Below are 15105 nucleotides of genomic sequence, written 5' to 3'. Positions count from 1 at the left end.
CTCGTCGCGATCACCCGCGACGGTAAGAGCCTAGTATCTCGCCGGGGAGGAGGTCGATCGTGCTCCGACAGCAGGATGTGGGACACCGGATCGTGGTCCGGCGGATTGTGGGGATTCGCGAAGGCCGACCGCTGTTCAGCGACGCCCTCGGCGAGCTCGTCGAGCTGAGCGAGACCCACATCACGCTCGCCACCGACACCGGCCGGCTCCGGGTGCCCGTCGCCGAGGTGCACCGCGCCCGGCGGGTACCGCCGGCCCGCCGGCCGACCGCCGCCGCGGTGATCGCCCTCGAACTGGCCGCCGACGAGGCGTGGCCCGCCCCGGTACGCGCCCGGCTCGGCGACTGGCTGCTGCGCGGCGCGGCGGGCTGGACCGGCCGGGCCAACTCGGCACTGCCGGTCGGCGACCCGGACCGCCCGCTGCCCGCCGCGCTGGACGAGGTCGTGCGCTGGTACGCCGCGCAGGGCCTGCCCGCCCTGGTGAACACCCCGCTGCCGCTGGCCGCCCCGGTCGGCGCCGAGCTGGACGCCCGGGGCTGGTCGGCCCGGCCGCCGGTGCTGGTGCAGACCGCGCCGCTGGCCGCGCTCCCGCCCGGCCGGGCCGCTCTTCTCGTACGCGATGACGCCGTTGCACGAGACCCTGGAGGAGCTGCTGAGCTGCCCGCGGTCGAGCTCGCCGCGACCCCGTCGGCGGAGTGGCTGGCGATCGCCGCCGGCCGCAAGGGCGGGCTGCCCGACGCGGCCCGGCACGTGCTCACCGCCGTCGACCGGGTCCGCTTCGCCCACCTGCGCGTCGCCGGCGAACTGCTGGCGCTCGGCCGGGGCACGGTCACCGGCGACGGGCGCTGGCTCGGCCTCAGCCTGATCGAGGTGCTACCGCAGGCCCGCCGGCGCGGCTACGCGGGCGCGGTGATCCGGGCCCTGGCCGACTGGGGACGGACCGAGGGCGCCACCCGCGCGTTCCTCCAGGTGGAGCAGCACAACACCGGGGCGGTCGCGCTCTACCAGCGGCTCGGCTTCACCACCCACCACACCTACCTCACCCGGGTCGCCCCGGCCTGAGCCGGCACCGGATCAGCGGCGTACCACCCGGCGCGGCTTGGCGGCCTTCAGCTCGGCGTACCGCTTGAGCTGGCGGGACCGGTGGTCGCGGCCGAGCGCGGTGAGGATGAGGTAGCCGACTGCCACCCCGGCCGCCACGGCGGCCAGGTAGAGCCAGATCTGGGCGAAGAAGAGCCCGGCGCCCCCACCGAACGGGTTCTCCCCGACCAGCAGCGGCCCGACGAGCACGGTCAACGCCAGGGCCACCGCGACCGCGCCGGCCATGTCGGCGGACCACCGGCCGACCGGCCGGTCCTGCCCCCAGCGGAACGCCAGCCCGGCCAGGATCAGGCCGATGACCAGGAACATCAGCCAGGAGACCCGGTCCGAGGCGGCGTCGTCATCCGGGAAACCGAACTTGATGACCAGCCGCGCCACCACGTTGACCAAGAACAGCGCCGCCGCCAGCACGCCGATCGCGCGCCACCGCTCCCTCATCGCACGCCTCCCGCCGTAGGCCCGCCCCCACGGCGGGCTCCTGGCAGGAATGTCTACCACCGCCACCGGTGTCGCGTCAGCACCCTCAGCGGGGTGCGGGCGGCAGCACCAGTTGCCGGAAACCCAGCACCGCGAAGGTGACCGCGCCGGCCACCACCAGCCCGAGGCCCAGCACGTTGTCGCCGGTGAGCGCGAGGTCGCCCTCGGCGGTCCGGAAGCCACCGGCGACGATCAGCACGAACCACGGCAGCGCGGCCAGCGCCGCCGCCCAGCGGGTCCCCACGGCGGCGTGCGCGAACCAGCCCACCAGGACCGTCACCAGCACCGCCACGGCGATGCCGCCGGCCCCGGCCACGATCCCGACCAGCGCCGCCGGCAGCCCGCCGGGCGGCCCCTGCACCAGCTCCCAGGACCAGGTGGCGTAGAGCAGTTCGAGCAGCGCCAGGAGCACCCCGGCCCAGACGGCCACCACACCGCCGGCCACCCGCAGCGCGAGGTCGGCGGAGCGGGCCGGGCGGGCCGGCGGCGCGGTGGGGTCGGGCTCGGGCGCGAGCGACATCGGAACGGCCGGCAGCGTCACCGGAGGCCGGCCGCAGCGGGGCTCTTCGGCCGGGCACCGAGCGCCGCCGGGACCGGTGACCGGTCCACGCCGTCCAGCGGCAGCCCGGCGAAGAGGTCGTCCTCCCAGCCGTACGGGCCGGTGCCCGGGCCCCGCTCGCCGACCGCCAGGGTGAAGTACTCCACGCCCATGAACTCGGCGCCGAAGTTGCCGGCGATCGAGTAGAGCCAGGAGTTGGCCGGGATCTGGGTGGCGTGCGCCCGCATCGCCGCCTCCTTGGCGGCGTGCCGCTCGGTGGCGTCGATCCGCGCGGCGATCTCCGGATCGGGGGTGCCGAAGGGCAGCTCGTCGATGCTGTCGATGCCGGCGAAGGGGTTGTCCGCGCTCTCGGTGAACGCGTCCAGGCCGGCCTCCAGCACGCTGCGCGGCATCGCCGTCCAGTACACCTTGGCCGGGGCGATCCCCTCGAGGTCGGCCAGCTCCCGCGCCCGCATCGCCACCCGGTGCGCCTGGATGTGGTCCGGGTGGCCGTAGAAGCCGTTCGGGTCGTACGTGACCATGACCTGCGGCCGGACCTCGCGGATGACCTCCAGCAGGTACCCGGCGGCCTCGTCGAGGTCGGCCTGCCAGAACGCCCGCGGGTGCGCGTTGGTGGCCAGGCCCATCATGCCGGAGTCGCGGTAGCGGCCGGCGCCGCCGAGGAAGCGGTGGTCGGTGACCCCGAGCGCCGCGCAGGCGGCGGTCAGCTCGCCGATCCGGTACCCGCCGAGCTGGTCGGCCGCGGCCGCGGCGAGCTGGGCCAGCGCCGGCACGTGGATCTCGCCCTCCTCGCCCAGCGTGCAGGTCACCAGGGTGACGTGGGCGCCGCCGGCGGCGTAGTGCGCCATCGTCGAGCCGGTGCCGATGGACTCGTCATCGGGGTGCGCGTGGACCAGCAGAAGTCGTCGGTCGGGCAGCGTCGTCACGCCCGTCACTCTAACCGGCGGTCCTGTCCCACCGAGGTCTACGCGTCCGCGCAGGTCGGCCACATCACCCGGAACGCGCGCCTACCATCCGAGGCGTGGACTTTCCCGAGCTGGCCGCCCGTACCCGTCGGTTCAGCCACGGGGCGCCGCGCGCCGTCTCCGTCGCCGACGACGGCTCCCGGGTCATCTTCCTGCGCTCCTCCGGACCGGAGGACCCGGCGGACGCGCTCTGGCTGCTCGACGTCGCCTCCGGCGAGGAGCGGCTGGTCGCCGACCCGGCGGTGCTGCTCGGCTCGGACGCCGACCCCGGCGCCCTCTCCCCCGGCGAGCGCGCGCTGCGCGAGCGGCTGCGGTTGGCGGTCTCCGGCATCGGCTCGTACGCCCTGGACGGCGCCGGCCGGGTGGCCACGTTCGCGCTGGCCGGCCGGCTGTTCCGGGCCGACCTGGTGCACGGCGACGTGGTCGAGGTGGCCGCCGTCGGCCCGGTGATCGACCCGCGGCCGGACCCGACCGGCGCCCGGCTGGCCTACGTCACGGACGCCGCGGAGGGGGTACGCCGGGGCCAGCTGCGGGTGGTCGAGCCGGACGGCACCGACAACCTGCTGGCCGGCGAGGACAGCGGGGTGAGCTGGGGACTGGCCGAGCACATCGCCGCCGAGGAGTTCCACCGGTACCGGGGCTACTGGTGGTCACCGGACGGCCGCTCGGTGCTGGCCGCACGGGTCGACGAGTCCCGGCTGGACCGCTGGCACCTGCACGACCCGGCCGACCCGGCGAGCCCGCCGACGACCGTCGCGTACCCCCGGGCGGGCGGGCCGAACGCGCAGGTCAGCCTGCACCTGCTCGACCTCGACGGCGGCTGGGTCGACGTGCACTGGGACCGGGAGACCTACCCGTACCTCACCTCGGTCGACTGGGCCGACGGCGGGCCGCTGATCACCGTGCTGCGCCGCTCCCAACAGCACGGGCTGGTGCTCGCGGTGGACCCGCGGACCGGGGAGACCCAGGTGCACGCGGAGCTGGCCGACCCGCGCTGGGTGGAGCCGATCCCGGGCACCCCGGCGCACCTGCCCGACGGCCGGGTGCTGGTCGGCGGCGAGCTGGCCCACGACGGGTACGACGCCCGCTGCCTGTTCGCCGACGGCACCCTGCTCACCCCGCCCTCGCTCTACGTCCGGCGGGTGGTGGGGCGGCTGCCCGCCGGCGCGGGCGGCCCGGCGGACCTGCTGGTGGAGGCGAGTGAGGGCGAGCCGAGCCAGCGCCACCTCTACCGGGTCCGGACGGTGATCGGTGGTGGGGTGGACGCCCGGCGGATGGGTTCCGACCCGGGCTGGCACACCGCGGTGATCGGCGGGAGCACGCTGGTGGTCGGCATCGCCTCGCTGGAGCACCCGGGGGTGCGCTGGCGGGTGTGGCACGGCGACCGGGAGGTGGGCGAGCTGCGCTCGCTGGCCGCCACCCCGCCGTACGCTCCCCGGCCGACGATGGTGCGGGTGACCGACCGGCGGCTGCCCAGCGCGGTGCTCTATCCGGGCGAGCACGTCAAGGGCACGAAGCTGCCGGTGCTGCTGGACATCTACGGCGGCCCGGGCCACCAGGAGGTGATCGCCGCCCGCTCCGCCTGGCTGGAACGGCAGTGGTGGGCCGAGCAGGGCTTCGCGGTGGTGACGATCGACAACCGGGGCACCCCGGGCATCGCCCCGTCGTTCGAGAAGGCGGTACACCGGCGGCTGGCCGACGTCATCCTCACCGACCAGGTGGACGCGCTGACCGCGCTCGCCGGCAAGCACCCGGACCTGGACCTGGCGCGGGTGGCGGTGCGCGGCTGGTCGTTCGGGGGCTGGCTGGCCGGGCTGGCGGTGCTGCGGCACCCGGAGCTGTTCCGCTGCGCGATCGTCGGCGCCCCGGTCACCGACTGGACCTTGTACGACACCGCGTACACCGAGCGCTATCTGGGCCTGCCGGACGACGGGATGGATGTCTACGCCCACCACTCGCTGGTGGAGCTGGCCGCCGAGCCGGTCGGCGACCCGGCGCAGGCCCGGCCGATGCTGCTGGTGCACGGCCTGGTCGACGACAACGTGGTGGCCGCGCACACGCTGCGGCTGTCGGCCGCGCTGCTCTCCGCCGGCCGCCCGCACGCGGTGCTCCCGCTGACCGGCGCCAGCCACCTGGCGGCCGGTGGCGTGGCCGAGCGCCTGCTCCGCCTGGAGCTGGACTTCCTCCGCCGCCACCTGTGAACGCGCGAAGGCCCCGGCCAGATCGGACCGGGGCCCCCGCGGGGTCAGGCTGTCACTGCTTGACGTAGGCGTTCACGAAGCTGGGCCAGCCGAAGATGCTGCCGATGAAGAGGCCGCCGGCCTTCTCGCCGTGCGCGACGGAGACGACCTCGTTGTACAGCGGCACCGCCGGCGCCGACTCCTTCATGAGCTTCTCGTCCAGCTTGCTCCACTCGTCGGCCTGCTTGGCCGGGTCGAGCGCGAGCACCCGGTCGAACTCGGCGTTGACGGTGTCGTTGTTGAGCTGGGAGGTGTTGCTGTTGCCCTCGGCCTTGATGTTGCGGCCGTCGAAGAGCACCGGCAGGATCGACGCGCCGCTGGGCCAGTCCGCCGCCCACGAGTCGACCCAGATGTCCCACGGGTTGCTCTTCTTCTTCACGAAGTCGAGGTAACCGTCCTCGGGGATCGGCTTGACGGTGACGGTGAAGCCGGCCTTCTCCAGAGCGTTCTTGATCTGGGTGGCGGTCTCCTGCGAGGAGGTGTCGTCGGAGGTCCCGAGCACCAGGTTCACCGACTTGCCGGCGAGCAGCTCCTTGGCCTTCTCGGGGTTGCCGCTCTCCCCCGCCGGGTACGCGTCGAACTGCTTGTAGCCGAGCGTGGTGGGCGGCAGCAGCGTGGTCAGCGGCACTGCGCCGTACGGGCCGCCGAGGTTCTTGGTGATGCTGCTGCGGTCGATCGCGTAGTTGATCGCCTGGCGTACGGACAGGTCGGTGACCCGCGTCGTGTTGATGCTCAGCCGGTAGGCGTTCGGCGTCGCGGCGACGATCATCCGCTCCTTGAGCTTGGCGTCGCCGGTGACCTTCGCGATCAGCTCGGACGGCACGCCGCCGGTCGCCACCGCGGCGGCGTCGTTGCCGGTGCCGGCGAGCACCCGGTTGGTCTGGGTGGCGTTGTCCGCGCCGAGCGTCCAGACGAACTTGTCGGGGTACGCGTGCCGCACCGGGTCGGTCGCCGGGTCCCAGTTCTCGTTGCGCTCGAGCACCATCTCGACGCCGGGGGTGTGCTTGGTGAACTTGTAGGGCCCGGACGAGAACGGCTGGTTGTCCAGGTTCACGCCGGTGTCCTTGTCCGGCGGCAGCGGCGCGGTGGCCGGCAGCGACACGGCGAACGGCAGGTCACAGCGCGGCTTGTTGAACTCGAAGCGCAGGGTCTGCGCGTCCGGGGTGCTCAGGCCCGGCGGCAGCGAGGTCTTGTTGGCCTTGAAGTTCCACTTGGTGTCGTACTGCGGGCTGTCGACCAGCCACTCCTGCAGGTAGGTCGGGCCACCGGTCAGGTCGGGATCGAACGAGCGGGCGATGCCGTAGGCGATCTCCTTGGAGGTGATCGGCCGGCCGTCCTCGAACTTGACGCCCTGCTTGATCTTGAATTCCCAGACCTTGCAGTCGTTGTTGACGTTCTTGCCGGGGGTCTCGGCCAGGTCGCCGACCAGGGTCACGTTGCCCTTGCCGTCGTCCTTGAAGGTGGTGAGGAAGCGCGCGTAGAGCTGGCTCCCCATCAGGCCGGCGAACGAGTAGACCCGCTGCGGGTCCAGGTGGGAGATCTTGTTCTCGCGCAGGATGTAGAAGGTCCCACCCTTGGCCGCGCCGGGCACCTCCGCGGCCGGGCCGAGCGAGTCCTTGGGGTCGGTCGCGATGGCGCCGGTGCGGGGCTTGTTCGTGTCCACCTTGTCGGCGCTGTCGCCGGTGTTCTTGCTGCATGCACTGAGGGCGACCACCAGTGCCATCGCACCGCCCATGGCGGTGGCGAGTCTTGCTCGCATACTCACTCCTCCGGGTCCGATGAAAGAAAGCTTCGCGCAGCTTTCACCTGCGGTAAATTTCGAGCAGATAACGAATCGACGGCGACACGCGAGCTCAGCCGAGGCGGACCCGCGGATCGATGAACGCGTAGAGCAGGTCGACCACGATGTTCGCGACGACCACGAAGAGCGCGGAGATCAGCACGGTGGCCATGATGGTCGGCAGGTCGCCCTGCCGGACCGCCTCCACGGCGGTCCGCCCCAGCCCATGGATGCCGAAGGTCGTCTCCGTGATGACGGTGCCGCCGAGCGCAGCGCCAACGTCCAGGCCGGCGATCGTCACGATCGGCGTGATCGCCGCCCGGAGCGCGTGCCGCCCGTAGACCTTCCGCTTCGCCACGCCCTTGGCCCGGGCGGTCCGCACGAAGTCCTCGGAGAGCGTCTCCAGCATCTGCGCCCGGGACAGCCGCGCGTAGATCGCGGAGAACAGCAGCGCCAGCGTCACCCAGGCCAGCACCAGCCCGCGTGCCCACTCGACCGGATTGTCGAGGAAGGGCACATACCGCGGCGTGGGCAGGATCTTCAACGAGTACACGAAGATCAGCAACAGCAGGGCGCCGACGAAGTAGAGCTGCAACGAGGCGAAGGTGAGCGTGAGCCCGATCGAGACGCGGTCGAGCAGCGAGCCCCGCCGCAGCGCCGATATCATGCCGAGCCCCACCCCGAGGGCGAGCCAGAGCACCGCCGCCGGGAGCACGATGTTCAAGGTCACCGGCAGCACCCGGGCGAACGTGTCGGTCACCGACTCACTGTTGACGTACGAGTAGCCGAGGCAGGGCGCCTCGCACTTGCCGCCCTGCGCGCTGCCCAGGTCACGGCCGACGAAGATGCCCTTCATGTAGTTGACGTACTGCGTCGGCTTCGGATCATTGAGCCCCAGCTCCGTCCGCACCCGCTCCAGGCGCTCGGCGTTGCAGTTCTTCGGACACATGCCGGTGACCGGGTCCCGGGGCAGCGCGAAGAACATGAGGAAGCTGACGACGCTCACCGCCAACAGCACCGAGACGGCGAGCAGCAGCCGCTTCAGCAGGAACCGCACCATGGCGTCGAACCCCTTACCGTGACGACTTCGGGTCGAGCGCGTCGCGCAGCGCGTCGCCGAAAAGGTTGAACGCCAGCACGAGCGCGAAGATGGTGATGCCGGGGAAGAAGACGTACGCCGGGTCGGTCTGCAGGTAGTCGATGCTGCGGTAGATCATCCGGCCGAAGCTCGGCACCGACTCGGGCAGGCCGACGCCGAGGAAGGACAGCGCCGCCTCACCGGTGACGTAGGACGGCACGGCGAGCGAGAACGCGACCAGGATGGGCGCCCAGATGTTCGGCAGCAGCTGCCGGAAGAGCATGTGGCCGAGGCCGGCGCCACTGGCGCGGGCCGCCTCGACGAACTCCCGCTCGCGCAGCGACACGACCTGCCCGCGGACGAGTCGCGCCGTGCCGGTCCAGCCGAACGCGGCGAACACCACGATCAGCGTGGTCACCGCGAACCAGGTGGGCACCGCGTCCCGGGGTCCGTAGAACCGGAGGGAGAACGTCGGGACCACGGCCAGCGCGAAGATGAGGAACGGCATGGCCAGCGCGACGTCGGTGATCCACATGATCACCGAGTCGACCATGCCGCCCAGGTAACCCGCGACGATGCCCAGCACCACCCCGATCGCCGTGGTGACGACCGCCGCCCCCAGCGCGATCAGCAGCGAGGTGCGGATGCCGTAGATCATCCGGATGAAGATGTCCCGGCCGAGCCCGGGCTCCAGCCCGAACCAGTGGTCGCCGCTCACCCCGCCCACGTAGCCCAGTGGCATGCCGGTGGAGTCCAGCAGGTCACCGAACTGCTGGCTCGGCGACATGCCGTAGAGCCGCTGCAGCAGCGGTGCCGCGATCGCGGCCAGGATGAACAGGACCAGCACGACGCCGCTGACCAGTGCGGTGCGGTCCCGGCGCAGCCGGTTCCAGACCAGCTGGCCGGGCGAGCGCCCGACGAGGCCCTTCTCCTCGGTGCCCGCACCGGTGGACTCGATCTCGGCGAGCGCCACGCCCTCGGTCGGGGACAGGCTCATTTCGACACCTCCTCGACGGTCGCGGCGGCCGGCCCGGCGCCCTGGCGGATCGTTCCGGCCTCCGGAAAGTGACAGGCGGTGGCCTGGTCGCCGCCGTCCCGGCGGACCAGCGCGGGCTCCTCGGTGGCGCACCGCTCCTGCGCCTTCCAGCAGCGGGTCCGGAACCGGCAACCCGAGGGCGGGTTGAGCGGCGTCGGCACGTCGCCGGTGAGCCGGATCCGCCCGGCCGGGCCGAGCGTGGTCACGTCCGGGATCGCGGACAGCAGCGCCCGGGTGTACGGATGCTGGGGCCGCTCGTAGATGTCATCGCGGTCGCCGATCTCGACGATCTTGCCGAGGTACATGACGGCGACCCGGTGGCAGAAGTGCCGGATCACCGCGAGGTCGTGGGCGATGAACACGAACGCCAGGTCGAGTTCGCGTTGCAGGTCGCGCAGCAGGTTGATGACCTGCGCCTGGATCGAGACGTCCAGCGCGCTGACCGGCTCGTCGGCGACGATCAGCTTGGGTCGCAGGGCCAGCGCGCGGGCGATGCCGATGCGCTGCCGCTGGCCGCCGGAGAACTCGTGCGGGTAGCGGTTGTAGTGCTCCGGGTTCAACCCGACCAGCTCCAGCAGCTCCTGCACCCGCTTCTTCGTCCCGCCCGGCGGGTCGATGCCGTTGACCTGCAACGGCATGGCCACGATCCGGCCGACGGTGTGCCGCGGGTTCAGCGAGGCGTACGGGTCCTGGAAGATGATCTGAAGGTCCTGCCGCAGCGGCCGCAGCTCCCGGCGCCGGGCGTGGGTGATGTCCCGCCCGGCGAACTCGATGGTGCCGGAGGTCGGTTCCAGCAGCCGCACCAGCATCCGGCCGGTGGTGGTCTTGCCGCAGCCGGACTCCCCGACCAGGCCCAGCGTCTCGCCCGGCCGCACGTCGAAGTCCAGCCCGTCGACCGCCCGGACGGCGCTGCGGGAGCGGAACCCGTCGCGGACCGGGAAGTGCTTGGTCAGTCCGCGTACCCGCAGCAACGGCTCGGTCTCGGTGCTCATCGGGCCACTCCCACCTGCGCGATGTCCTGCTGGTAGAGCCGGGTGCGCTCCTCGGCCGGCAGGTGGCAGGCGACCAGGTGGCCCGCCTCCCCGGCCGACCGCAGCCCCGGCACCTCGGTGCGGGACCGGTCGCCGTTGCGGTCGGCGTAGCGGCAGCGCGGGTGGAAGGCGCATCCCGACGGCAGGTTGATCAGCGACGGGGGGTTGCCCTTGATCGGCACCAGGTCCGCGTCGGCGTCACCGTGCAGCGACGGCACGCTCGACAACAACCCCCAGGTGTACGGGTGCTGCGGCCGCCGGAGCACCTGCGCCACGCTGCCGTGCTCGACGGCCCGGCCGCCGTACATGACCAGGACGTCGTCGGCCACCTGGGAGACCACCCCGAGGTCGTGGGTGATCAGGATGATCGCCGACCGGAACTCGTCCTGGAGGTCGCTGAGCAGGTCCAGGATCTGGGCCTGCACGGTCACGTCCAGCGCCGTGGTCGGCTCGTCGGCGATCACCAGGTCCGGGTCGTTGACCAGGGCCATCGCGATCATCGCCCGTTGCCGCATGCCGCCCGAGAACTCGTGCGGGTACTGGTCGAACCGCTTCGCCGGCTGCGGGATGCCGACCCGGCCCAGCATGTCCACGGCCCGGGTGCGCGCCTCCCGCTTACCGGCCCGCGGATGGTGCACCCGGTACGCCTCGGCGATCTGCCGGCCCACCGTGTAGTACGGGTGCAGCGCCGACAGCGGGTCCTGGAAGATCATCGCCATGTCCCGGCCGCGCAGCCGGCGCACCTGCTCCTCCGGCAGGCCGACCAGTTGGCGGCCGCCCACGGAGATCTCCCCGGTGATGGTGGCCCGCTTGGTGTTGTGCAGGCCGAGGATCGCCAGCGAGGTGACGCTCTTGCCCGAACCGGACTCGCCCACGATGCCGAGCGTCCGGCCGCGCTCGACGGCGAACGAGACCCCGTCGACGGCCCGCACCACGCCGTCCTCGGTCTCGAACCGCACGCGAAGGTCCTTGACCCGCAGATAGGGGCCGTCCTCGCCGGCGCGCTGCGCCGGCACCTCGGGGCGGTCCGGCTCCCCGGACGGCGTTGTCTCCGACCTGCCCATGACCGCCTCCCTCTGTGACGAAGAGAACTTACAACAAACTCCTGGAGGCGAAAATAAGCTACAGAACGCGGCCTGTCAGCGGCCAGAGCGTAACGACTGGGTTCCGCACCTGAACAGCCCTCACCTGGACATTCATGGTTGCGACTGGGCAACGCCGCCGCGTCGCCGCACGTGAGGTGCGACCATGGCGATGGCGATCCGGGGAGGATTCGCGCCGGCACGAGGTGGAGGTGACCATGACCGCGGCGGTGTTCGACCACGACGGCCCGTGGACCGAGGAGGAGTACCTCGCCCTCGGCGAGACGCAACAGCGCGTCGAACTCTTCGACGGGAGTCTCCACGTGACGCCGGCGCCCACCCCGCGACACCAGCGCATCCAACGCAACCTCGGCAACATCCTCGAGGCGGCTGCCCGCACGACCGGCCTGGAGCTGCTGGAGGGGGTCAACGTACGTCTCAGACCCGGGCGGATCCCGATCCCGGACCTGGTCGTCACGGAGTCGATCGACTTCGACAAACCGGTCATCGAGGCGGCTGACGTCCGGCTGGTCTGCGAGGTGATCTCACCGGGCAACGCAGCCACCGACAAGGTCCTCAAGATGCACTACTACGCCGCCGCCGGAATTGATTGGTACCTGCTGGTCACGCAGGAAGACGGCACGCTCCATCTGTACCGGCGACGCGGCCGGCACTACCGCGAGGAGTCGGTGACCAAGCCCGGCGGAATGCTGGAGTTGACCGAGCCGGTCCGCGCCACGATCCGGCCGACGGATCTCATCCCCTGACGCATGTCGGTCGGCTCGCCTAGGGTCGGGCGCATGAGCGAGCGGCAGCGAGCGAATCATCAACGCAGCCCGATGGTGCCTCAAGGCGGCCCGGAACGAAGCGTGGTGCCGGCATGAGTGGATTCGACGCGGCGACCGCCGCCGTCCAGGCCGCCCTCGACGCCGGTGCGCGGTACGCGGACGCCCGGGTGATGCACCGCCGCTACGAGTCGATGTCGGCCCGCAACGGCGACATCGAGGAGCTGACCCAGGACGAGAGCATCGGCCTCGGCGTCCGCGCGCTGGTCGGGTCGAGTTGGGGCTTCCACGCCGTACCCGAGCTGTCCGACGCGGCGGCTCGCGATGCCGGCCGGCGCGCCGCAGCGACCGCCGCCGCGAGCGCGCGGGTCCCCGGCCCGCCGATCGACCTGGTCCCCGCCGAGGCGATCGTGGCGAGCTGGTCGTCGGACTGCGCGGTCGACCCGCTCGGCGTCCCGCTCTCCGACAAGGGCGACCTGCTGGTCCGGGCCACCGCCACGGCGCGCGAGCACGGCGCCGACCTGGCCGAAGGGCTCTACCAGATCTGGGACACCGCGAAGTGGTTCGTCTCCAGCGAGGGGCACCGGATCGACCAGCGCATCCGGGAGTGCGGCGGTGGCATCTCCGCCACCTCCATCGGCGACGGCGAGACCCAGCGCCGGTCCTACCCGAGCTACCGCGGCCAGTACGGCACCACCGGCTGGGAGCTGGTCACCTCGCTCGACCTCGCCGCGCACGCCGCGCGGATCGCCGAGGAGTCCCGGGAGCTGCTCACCGCCCCGGAGTGCCCGGCCGGCGAGACCGACCTGATCCTCGGCGGCGAACAGCTGGCCCTGCAGATCCACGAGTCGGTCGGGCACGCCATCGAGCTGGACCGGATCCTCGGCTGGGAGGCGGCCTTCGCCGGCACCTCCTGGCTGGACCTGGCCCAGCTCGGCACGCTCCGGTACGGCTCCGAGCTGATGAACGTCACCATCGACCCGACCATCCCCGGCGCGCTGGGCAGCTTCGGCTACGACGACGAGGGCTCCCCCGCGGTCAAGCGGGACGCGGTCCGCGCCGGCCGTTGGGTGGGGGTGCTCGCCGGCCGCGACTCCGGCGCCGTCGCCGGTCTCGACTACGGCGGCAGCGTACGGGCCGACGGCTGGGCCCGGTTGCCGATGGTGCGGATGACCAACGTGGGTCTGGAACCGGGCCCGCACAGCCTCGACGAGATCATCGACGCCACCGACGACGGGGTGCTGATGGACCTCAACCGGTCCTGGTCGATCGACGACAAGCGGCTCAACTTCCAGTTCGGCTGCGAGGTCGGCTGGGAGGTGAAGAAGGGCCGGCGGGGGCGGATGCTGCGCAACCCCACCTACACCGGGATCGGCCCGGTCTTCTGGCGCTCGATGGACATGCTCTCCTCGGAGATCGTCCCGTGGGGGACGCCGAACTGCGGCAAGGGGCAGCCCGGCCAGACCGGGCACACCGGCCACCCGGCCGCCCCGGCCCGCTTCCGCAACGTCCGGGTGGGGGTGCGGGCATGACCGAACTGGATCTCGCCGGCCAGGTGGTGGAGCTGGTCCGCCGGCTCGCCGGGCCGCACGCGCAGGCCGAGGTGACGGTGACCCGGGCCGACCTGGCGCTCACCCGGTTCGCCAACTCGTTCATCCACCAGAACGTCGCCGAGTCGGCCACCACGGTGCGGCTGCGGCTGCACCTGGACGGGCGGACCGCCGCGGGCGGCGGCAGCCTGGTCGACCCGGACGGGCTGGCCACGCTGGTCGAGCGGACCGTGGCGGCGGCGCGGCTCTGCCCGCCCGACCCGGCCTGGCCGGGGCTCGCCCCGGCGGCGCCGGTGCCGCCGGCCGTCTTCGACGAGGCCACCGCCGAGGCGTCGCCCGACGAACGGGCCGGCCGGGTACGCGCCTTCGTGGACGCGGTCGAAGGGCTGGCGGCGGCCGGCTACTGCCGGACGGCGTACCGGTCGGGGGCGTTCGCGAACTCGGCCGGGCAGTCGGCGGTCGGGCGCACCGCCGAGGCGGCGATGGACGGCATCGCGCGGACCGGCGGGGCCGACGGGGTGGCCCGGCTCTGCGCCGACCGGCTCGCCGAGATCGACGGCGCGGCGCTCGGCGCCCGGGCGGCGGCCAAGGCGCGGGCCGCGGCCGATCCAATCGAGTTGCCCCCGGGGCACTACGAGGTGGTGCTCGAACCTGCCGCCGTCGGCGACCTGCTGCAGAACCTCGCCTGGTTCGGCTTCAACGGCAAGCGGTACCTCGAGCGGCAGTCCTTCGCCGAGCCGGGCGTCGCCCAGTTCGACCCGGCGGTGACCCTGGTGGACGATCCGACGCACGGCTCCGGGCTGCCGTACGACCTGGAGGGCACGCCGCGACGGCCGCTGCTCCTGGTCGAGGCGGGCACCACCCGGGCGGTGGCGCACGACCGGCGCAGCGGCGCCGAGGCGGGTGTCGGGTCCACCGGGCACGGGATGCCCGGCGGGTCGACGTTCGGCCCGATCCCGCACAACCTGCGCCTGCTGCCGGCCGCCGACCGGCCGGGCCCGGCGGCCGGGCAGGTGAGCGGCGGAGTGACCGGGGCGGTCGCGGACCCGGACACCGCCGCGCTGGTCGGCGGGATGGCGCGCGGGCTGCTGGTCACCGACTTCTGGTACACCCGGGTGCTCGACCCGAAACGCCTGGTCATCACCGGGCTGACCCGCAACGGGGTCTGGCTGGTCGAGGACGGCGTGCCGACCCGGGCGGTCCGCGACTTCCGTTTCACCGAGTCGTACCCGCAGGCGCTGGGGCCGGGGCGGGTGCTCGGCCTGGGCCGGACGCCGGTGCGCCAGCCGGACCGGATGGACGGTGCCTGGTGGGCGGCGCCGCCGCTGCGGCTGGCCTCGTGGCACTTCACCGGTGGGGCGTCCGGTTGAGCCGCGACCACCTCACCCCGTCCGCGCACCGCCGACCGCCGCCAGCGCACCG

Annotated in this window: 13 protein-coding genes; 5 read left to right on the top strand and 8 right to left on the bottom strand. The window is 72.7% G+C overall.

What is annotated here, in order from left to right:
* Nucleotides 1-59 precede the first annotated feature (59 nt).
* Nucleotides 60-1061 carry a GNAT family N-acetyltransferase gene (locus LQ51_RS21670; RefSeq protein ID WP_046568501.1) on the top strand — a complete coding sequence of 334 codons (1002 nt, stop codon included), beginning with the start codon at nucleotides 60-62 and terminating at the stop codon, nucleotides 1059-1061.
* Between the two features lie 12 nt (nucleotides 1062-1073).
* On the opposite strand, the gene LQ51_RS21665 is transcribed toward LQ51_RS21670, so the two are convergent.
* The 3 genes from LQ51_RS21665 to mshB form a co-directional block, all read right to left on the bottom strand.
* Nucleotides 1074-1538 (bottom strand): hypothetical protein, encoded by a 465-nt coding sequence (locus tag LQ51_RS21665; protein ID WP_046568499.1) that lies wholly within the window; start codon nucleotides 1536-1538, stop codon nucleotides 1074-1076.
* Between the two features lie 85 nt (nucleotides 1539-1623).
* Nucleotides 1624-2097 (bottom strand): hypothetical protein, encoded by a 474-nt coding sequence (locus LQ51_RS21660; RefSeq protein ID WP_046568580.1) that lies wholly within the window; start codon nucleotides 2095-2097, stop codon nucleotides 1624-1626.
* Between the two features lie 17 nt (nucleotides 2098-2114).
* Nucleotides 2115-3071 (bottom strand): N-acetyl-1-D-myo-inositol-2-amino-2-deoxy-alpha-D-glucopyranoside deacetylase, encoded by a 957-nt coding sequence (gene mshB, locus LQ51_RS21655; RefSeq protein WP_197087866.1) that lies wholly within the window; start codon nucleotides 3069-3071, stop codon nucleotides 2115-2117.
* 86 nt (nucleotides 3072-3157) lie between these two features.
* Between mshB and LQ51_RS21650 the strand changes: the two genes are divergently transcribed.
* Nucleotides 3158-5302, top strand: coding sequence for a S9 family peptidase (locus tag LQ51_RS21650; protein ID WP_046568494.1), 2145 nt, complete (start codon nucleotides 3158-3160; stop codon nucleotides 5300-5302).
* Between the two features lie 52 nt (nucleotides 5303-5354).
* Here LQ51_RS21650 and LQ51_RS21645 read toward each other — a convergent pair whose 3' ends face one another.
* From LQ51_RS21645 to LQ51_RS21625, 5 genes are all read right to left on the bottom strand, one after another.
* On the bottom strand, nucleotides 5355-7100 hold the full coding sequence (locus LQ51_RS21645) for an ABC transporter substrate-binding protein (protein ID WP_046568492.1): 1746 nt from the start codon (nucleotides 7098-7100) through the stop codon (nucleotides 5355-5357).
* Between the two features lie 94 nt (nucleotides 7101-7194).
* Entirely contained in the window at nucleotides 7195-8181 is a 987-nt protein-coding gene (locus tag LQ51_RS21640) for an ABC transporter permease (protein WP_046568490.1), read from the bottom strand.
* Between the two features lie 13 nt (nucleotides 8182-8194).
* Complete coding sequence (locus tag LQ51_RS21635) at nucleotides 8195-9196, bottom strand: ABC transporter permease (protein ID WP_046568487.1); 1002 nt, start codon at nucleotides 9194-9196, stop codon at nucleotides 8195-8197.
* Nucleotides 9193-10227, bottom strand: coding sequence for an ABC transporter ATP-binding protein (locus LQ51_RS21630; RefSeq protein WP_046568485.1), 1035 nt, complete (start codon nucleotides 10225-10227; stop codon nucleotides 9193-9195). Before LQ51_RS21630 ends, LQ51_RS21635 begins: the two co-directional genes overlap by 4 nt.
* Complete coding sequence (locus LQ51_RS21625) at nucleotides 10224-11330, bottom strand: ABC transporter ATP-binding protein (protein ID WP_046568483.1); 1107 nt, start codon at nucleotides 11328-11330, stop codon at nucleotides 10224-10226. The genes LQ51_RS21630 and LQ51_RS21625 overlap by 4 nt, the downstream gene beginning before the upstream one ends.
* A gap of 236 nt (nucleotides 11331-11566) precedes the next feature.
* Between LQ51_RS21625 and LQ51_RS21620 the strand changes: the two genes are divergently transcribed.
* The 3 genes from LQ51_RS21620 to LQ51_RS21610 all read left to right on the top strand — a co-directional run bounded on the left by LQ51_RS21620 (nucleotide 11567) and on the right by LQ51_RS21610 (nucleotide 15053).
* Nucleotides 11567-12115, top strand: a complete 549-nt coding sequence (locus tag LQ51_RS21620; RefSeq protein ID WP_046568578.1) for a Uma2 family endonuclease — start codon at nucleotides 11567-11569, stop codon at nucleotides 12113-12115.
* A gap of 113 nt (nucleotides 12116-12228) precedes the next feature.
* On the top strand, nucleotides 12229-13665 hold the full coding sequence (locus tag LQ51_RS21615) for a TldD/PmbA family protein (protein WP_046568480.1): 1437 nt from the start codon (nucleotides 12229-12231) through the stop codon (nucleotides 13663-13665).
* Nucleotides 13662-15053 (top strand): TldD/PmbA family protein, encoded by a 1392-nt coding sequence (locus LQ51_RS21610; protein WP_046568477.1) that lies wholly within the window; start codon nucleotides 13662-13664, stop codon nucleotides 15051-15053. Before LQ51_RS21615 ends, LQ51_RS21610 begins: the two co-directional genes overlap by 4 nt.
* The last annotated feature ends 52 nt before the right edge of the window (nucleotides 15054-15105 follow it).

It is taken from the genome of Micromonospora sp. HK10, from assembly GCF_000982955.1.
Lineage (GTDB): Bacteria > Actinomycetota > Actinomycetes > Mycobacteriales > Micromonosporaceae > Micromonospora.
This window is presented reverse-complemented; position numbering and strand designations above follow the sequence as displayed.

Excerpts from the sequence above, each read along its gene's own strand:
- LQ51_RS21660 (WP_046568580.1), bottom strand. The coding sequence starts at position 2,097 with ATGTCGCTCGCGCCCGAGCCCGACCCCACCGCGCCGCCGGCCCGCCCG.
- LQ51_RS21665 (WP_046568499.1), bottom strand. The coding sequence starts at position 1,538 with ATGAGGGAGCGGTGGCGCGCGATCGGCGTGCTGGCGGCGGCGCTGTTC.
- LQ51_RS21620 (WP_046568578.1), top strand. The coding sequence starts at position 11,567 with ATGACCGCGGCGGTGTTCGACCACGACGGCCCGTGGACCGAGGAGGAG.
- LQ51_RS21615 (WP_046568480.1), top strand. The coding sequence starts at position 12,229 with ATGAGTGGATTCGACGCGGCGACCGCCGCCGTCCAGGCCGCCCTCGAC.
- LQ51_RS21635 (WP_046568487.1), bottom strand. The coding sequence starts at position 9,196 with ATGAGCCTGTCCCCGACCGAGGGCGTGGCGCTCGCCGAGATCGAGTCC.
- LQ51_RS21630 (WP_046568485.1), bottom strand. The coding sequence starts at position 10,227 with ATGAGCACCGAGACCGAGCCGTTGCTGCGGGTACGCGGACTGACCAAG.
- LQ51_RS21640 (WP_046568490.1), bottom strand. The coding sequence starts at position 8,181 with ATGGTGCGGTTCCTGCTGAAGCGGCTGCTGCTCGCCGTCTCGGTGCTG.
- LQ51_RS21625 (WP_046568483.1), bottom strand. The coding sequence starts at position 11,330 with ATGGGCAGGTCGGAGACAACGCCGTCCGGGGAGCCGGACCGCCCCGAG.
- LQ51_RS21610 (WP_046568477.1), top strand. The coding sequence starts at position 13,662 with ATGACCGAACTGGATCTCGCCGGCCAGGTGGTGGAGCTGGTCCGCCGG.
- LQ51_RS21645 (WP_046568492.1), bottom strand. The coding sequence starts at position 7,100 with ATGCGAGCAAGACTCGCCACCGCCATGGGCGGTGCGATGGCACTGGTG.